General features: G+C 38.3%; 8 protein-coding genes. 1 reads left to right on the top strand and 7 read right to left on the bottom strand.

All coding sequences use genetic code 11. The annotated features are described in order from the left end of the window. Positions 1-60 precede the first annotated feature (60 nt). On the top strand, positions 61-504 hold the full coding sequence (locus F6K13_RS17715) for an ASCH domain-containing protein (RefSeq protein ID WP_287287919.1): 444 nt from the start codon (positions 61-63) through the stop codon (positions 502-504). Positions 505-612: 108 nt separating this feature from the next. Here F6K13_RS17715 and F6K13_RS17710 read toward each other — a convergent pair whose 3' ends face one another. The 7 genes from F6K13_RS17710 to F6K13_RS17680 form a co-directional block, all read right to left on the bottom strand. Then, the gene (locus F6K13_RS17710) at positions 613-933 is read right to left on the bottom strand and encodes a hypothetical protein (RefSeq protein ID WP_287287918.1); all 321 of its coding nucleotides are present in this window, start codon (positions 931-933) and stop codon (positions 613-615) included. Positions 934-981: 48 nt separating this feature from the next. Further along, positions 982-1,443, bottom strand: coding sequence for a macro domain-containing protein (locus F6K13_RS17705; RefSeq protein ID WP_287287917.1), 462 nt, complete (start codon positions 1,441-1,443; stop codon positions 982-984). Between the two features lie 300 nt (positions 1,444-1,743). Then, positions 1,744-2,112 (bottom strand): hypothetical protein, encoded by a 369-nt coding sequence (locus F6K13_RS17700; protein ID WP_287287916.1) that lies wholly within the window; start codon positions 2,110-2,112, stop codon positions 1,744-1,746. Positions 2,113-2,192: 80 nt separating this feature from the next. Beyond that, positions 2,193-2,978 (bottom strand): DUF5131 family protein, encoded by a 786-nt coding sequence (locus F6K13_RS17695; RefSeq protein WP_287287915.1) that lies wholly within the window; start codon positions 2,976-2,978, stop codon positions 2,193-2,195. After that, the gene (locus F6K13_RS17690) at positions 2,978-3,145 is read right to left on the bottom strand and encodes a hypothetical protein (protein WP_287287914.1); all 168 of its coding nucleotides are present in this window, start codon (positions 3,143-3,145) and stop codon (positions 2,978-2,980) included. The genes F6K13_RS17695 and F6K13_RS17690 overlap by 1 nt, the downstream gene beginning before the upstream one ends. Positions 3,146-3,155: 10 nt before the next feature. Continuing rightward, positions 3,156-3,434 (bottom strand): hypothetical protein, encoded by a 279-nt coding sequence (locus tag F6K13_RS17685; protein ID WP_287287913.1) that lies wholly within the window; start codon positions 3,432-3,434, stop codon positions 3,156-3,158. A gap of 83 nt (positions 3,435-3,517) precedes the next feature. Next, positions 3,518-4,522: a DUF932 domain-containing protein gene (locus tag F6K13_RS17680; RefSeq protein WP_287287912.1), complete on the bottom strand. Its 1,005-nt coding sequence runs from the start codon at positions 4,520-4,522 to the stop codon at positions 3,518-3,520. Positions 4,523-5,036 lie beyond the last annotated feature (514 nt).

Raw genomic sequence — 5,036 nt, 5'->3', positions numbered from 1 at the left:
CTAGCTAATAAATGGGGCTACGTTTAGCCTCAAGTAATAATTATTTTAAGGATAACAATAATGATTAGCAAAAGTGAAATAGTCAGGCAACTAGCAAGCAATATTGATGTAGAACAACTGGCAGATAATAATCTGCATATTGCAGTTATGAGAAATCCATATCTAAATTTTATCCTGGATGGCTCAAAAACTGTAGAAAGTAGGCTATCTAAAAAGAAGATTATTCCCTATGAAGCAGTAGCCGAAGGCGACTACATTCTCTTAAAAAAAACAGGAGGACCGATAGTCGCGATATCAACTGTTGAAAAATATTGGTACTATCAGAATCCAGATATTAACTGGTGTAAAGAGAAATTTAACTCCTTAGTTCTCGGCTCTGATAAATACTGGGAACAAAAGCAAGATGCAAAATACGCTAGTTTCTTCCTACTGTCGGAAGTCACCAAGATTCAACCAATCGTTATTCGTAAAAGAGACGGTCGCCCTTGGGTTGTTGTGAGTTAAAAAAATGTCGATTAAAGCGACAAAAAATTTTCAGATAACTAAGCTATCGCGAGCTAAACTCGCGATGGTCTGAACTAATTACTCAAACTGAGAATCAGATAGTTTTTTCTAACTAACTCCGTATAGTTTTGAGATTTTATTAATTTTATTTAATTCTTCAGTAAGCTGTGATTGTATTTCCAATAATTTTTGCTCTGTATACTTTAGAGTCGCATTAATACAATCAGACTTACTCAACTGTTTGTAGTTTGGGTCATATATAGTTTGGTAGTATTCACGACTAACAAAGTCTACCCCAAAATTCCAGTTTGTTTCCCCTTCAGTTCCCCAAATAAATATAAATTTAATGAATTTATTGCTTGTTTTGTCTAAGTACAATCTAGTAAGTCCATCATCTGGGGCAGGATAGTTTTTCCACTTATTGCTCATAACTTATACTAATAAAGTCAATTTTATTGTCCAGATTGAAAGGTCATTTCAGTTATGTGTTAAAGGTTCAAAAATTTCTATTTTAATATCTGGAGATAATTTTCTACAGTAATTCAATATTATTGGCTTGACTTTTTCCCATTCTAGTCCTCCATTCCCACAACCCAAACTAGGAATAGCTATCGAACAAATTTTTAAATCATTTATTTGCTTAACTAAATATTTTAAACCTAATTGTATACTATGTATGTTTGAGCTATCTTTCCAATGATATTTAGTAGGGAAATTAATAATATATCTTGGAAATAGATTGCCTGTTTTTGTAATATACATTTGCCCTAATTTGACAAATTGGCGATCACAAGCATCTTTATACTGAAGAAAATTATCAGGAAATTTTTGTTTAAACTGCAAAGCCAGACCTTTTCCCATTATTCCTACACAGTTAACAGGATTTACCAAAGCGTCAAGGTGGCTTTTTAATAAATTACCTTGTTTAAATTCAATCATTGATAATATGTTTTATATAAAGTTTGGATTACAATCAACGTCAAAAATTTTTCAGACTACTGGCCTATCCCAAGCTAAACTTGCCTGGGTTAGACCAAATGAAAAAATTACTTCTGACTAGGGGTCATTTCAGTTATCAGTTATCAGTTATCAGCGAACCTCCGACTAAAGTCGGAGGCTTGAAATACTGAATTAAATATTTCTCTTGGTCGATTGGATATGGCGTTAGCGAAGCGGCTCTGCAAGAGCGGGAAACCTCGCCATCCCATCCTACGGACTGCTCCGCAAACGACCGCTTTTTCATCCCCTTAAAAGGGGAGGCTTTGGACTTCTTTTTTTGGTAATAGCTAGATAGCCTCTACGAGATGATAAAATCATTTTTGATTTAACCATTTCAGATGCAATTTGCTTGATGTAGTTTTGGCAGTAGCCTAACTGGCTGGCAAGTTGCTTGCTGCTAGTCTCTTCTGTTTCACTCAGATTCCTCAGTATTTCTAAAGAAATTTGCTGAGGCATAGAAATATAGCCTCGTTTAGTTAGTTGTAATTTCATGTTCAACGTCATGCTCCATTTTTTGCACTTCAGCCCAGCAGTAGTCGCACAAATCAGGATAATCATCGGCTGCACCAAAACACCAAGGACGCAAGTACCTACAATTTGGGCATTCAAAGTAATGGTCTGGTTCACATAACTTGCACTGACAAGTGCTAGGTCTTAGAGAAACTTTTTCCCTAACTACTTGCTCTAAGTTATGCAGCTTGCGCCATAAGTCTTGGTTTTTCATTCCATTCAACCCCGTCTAACAAACGCCCACCTGCCTTAGAAGTTTTGCCTCCTATCTGCTTAAAGAAAAACGGTACTCCGGCTTCTAAGCACTGGTCGCGGATGCTTCGTGCCCAGTCTAGATTTATAGGTCGGTATTTGGGGCCTGATTCACCACCAACAATTACCCAATCAATGCCTTCTAGATTTAGATTTAAAGGGCCTAAGAGCGGTTCACAAGATAAGAACCGGACACTAGCAGGAGTTTCCCTTAAATAATCAACACGGTGTATAAAGTCTTGGTTTTCCAACGAAACACCTAGCCACAAGTTATCCCACCCTTTGTGGGTTGTTTTACCCTCATAGATAAGTGACATACTATCTTGTAAAAGGAGCGGTACACCACCATCTACCCACATTCGAGACATAAACCTTTGCAACCTTTCAGCTCTCTTTGTCAGGACTTGAAAGTTATGCTGAGGACATTTTCTAATGACCTCCAAAACTTTTAAGATGAAGGGATCAGGAACTTCTTGATTAAACAGATCGCTCATTGAGTTGACGAATATTTCTCTAGATTTTTTAAGCTTTAGTGGCTGCTCCAGTCGTTCTGGATGCAAGGTTACTTTGTGAAACCCTTGAGGGTAATAGCGCTTCAGCCTAGTGTGGGCAAGTCTTTCTGCATAGCAGTTTGCGCAACCAGGACTGACTTTTTGACATCCTGTTACCGGATTCCAGGTATAGGATGTCCACTGAATATCGGTGTCTCCCATTACTCCTCTTCTCCCTCCGCATCTACGGTAATGTCGATTGCTTCAAATTCAATTTGCTCCTCGCATTGGGGAGTTTCATTTTCTGCTTGCTGAATCGCCTCATTTTCTAATTCAGCATAGATAGTAAATTCTGCAGTTACAGTCTTTATTACTTTGTAAGTTCTCATTTATTCCTTCCTAGACTACATAAGGGCTTTTCAGCCACCATTGGTTTTCAATGTTTTTTCTGACAAACAAATCAAGTGCAGTTTCCACTGCTTTTAAGGACTCGCCTTGAAAAAGTCCTTTGCTTTGGGCTAGCATTTCCTCTACTTTCTGCCTGCACAAGCTTTTTTGCTCTTCGGTGATTACTTTGCCGTAGCGTTTGTCGTAGAATTGGCGGCATTCAGTATCGGCTGCCCAATAAATTTTTGAGAAGAGAACTTGGCAGCTAAATGTATTTAGATTTTCGTTCATTTTTGATTGGTGTAGCTATTTGCAAAAAAGTTGCTTACTCTACCCCAGAACAAATAGTTTTGGGGTAGGCTGATTGTAAAAAATTAAATCTTCATCACGCTAATGGCTTGTATCAAACTCTTTTCCATTATGGATTTACCACGGCCAAATAATTGTGATTGAACGGCCTGGTGGTGTTTAGAGTGAGTGATTGCTCCTGAGACTGCTTGCACAGCAGAATAGAGCGTACCTTCTATTGCTGGCATTTCCTCACAGGTTTTGTTGTAGTGATCGATGACGTTTTTCACTACTTGCAAGTCCCATATACTGGGTTCGGGTAGACTGCGCTCTAAACAAACTTTCTGCTTTTCTTTGAACTGTGCTGAGAAAACCTGTTTGAGGTAGTCTTCAAATTTGTGGCGAGGCAAATTATATTTTGCCATTTTCCGATACACATCCATTCCGTCGTTGAAACAGCGTTTTTGCAAGTCAATGAGGTCTTTTGCTTCTTCTGCTTTGGCACTCACGTTGCCAATGTGTTTTATGCGGAAGTTTTTTTTGTCGAGCTGAACGTTACCTTCAAAGTCATCTCGTCCGACTGCCATTGATAAAGTGTTGCGACAAACAACGCGCACTGGTGTTAATATGAAACCAATACTGCCGTTTCCCGAATGATCGTTCTTGAACAGCAAATAAGGTTCAATTAGGTCGCCACTGATAACTTCAGCAGGCTCTACCATTATCTTGCAAGTAATGGCGATTTGCTTCCCTCCAGCGAGGCAAATGGCTGCATCAATTATCAAATCCCCCCGTTCAATGAACTCCTCAAGCCACTTGAAGGCTTCCCAGTTCTGAAATACTTGGTAAGATTTGTGCCTTATGGCAAAGACTTCATCGGTGTCTTCCCGTACTATCGCCTTATAATCTGATATGGGCTTAGTGTCTCCTTTTTTGCTTCCCTCGCGACAAATACTCTGCTTAGTTACCTTCCAATCTAAGCCTGCCTGCTTAATGGCCTCGCCTGGTGATAGAGGCTCTCTGATTACCTTTCCAATACCGTGCCAAGCTGGAGTAGTCAGAAATACCCCAGAAGTAAATTGATGTGCCATAATGAAAGTTAGTTAATTTTTTAGTCCAAGACCGATTCCTTTTGTAATCGGTCTTTTTTTTGTACTTTAGATCGTTCTAATTTGGTGCTGAGATCAGTATAACGCAACGGTTGATATTTCGTCAACCGTTTTCAAGAAAAATATCTAAATGTGTCAGCAATAAAGTTTTACTTAAGAGTTCTATAACTCTGTTCCATTTAGTGAAAGAATTACGTTTCGTTTTGTGATCGCACATAAGTTTAGCTATTAGCACTTCACTGGATGACTTCTTTCCAGATGCAGTAGCAATTAAGTGGAATAAATCTGGTAATATGAAGTGAAAAGAGCTTTTCAGGATAATTATATTTGTTGCCTGTACAAAGATCTATCATATAATATATTAAATAATTTCTCAATCAATCTGGAGGTAACTATGTCAGAACAATTGACACTTCTGCCCCATGAATATCCAGACACCAGTAATATGATTCTGGGGATGACACTCCCTTGGATAGTTTTATTAATGAAAAACAAA

Source organism: Okeania sp. SIO2B9, from assembly GCF_010672505.1.
Lineage (GTDB): Bacteria > Cyanobacteriota > Cyanobacteriia > Cyanobacteriales > Microcoleaceae > Okeania > Okeania hirsuta.
Note: the sequence above shows the minus strand (reverse complement) of the source record. Positions and strands in the feature narration are given on the sequence as shown.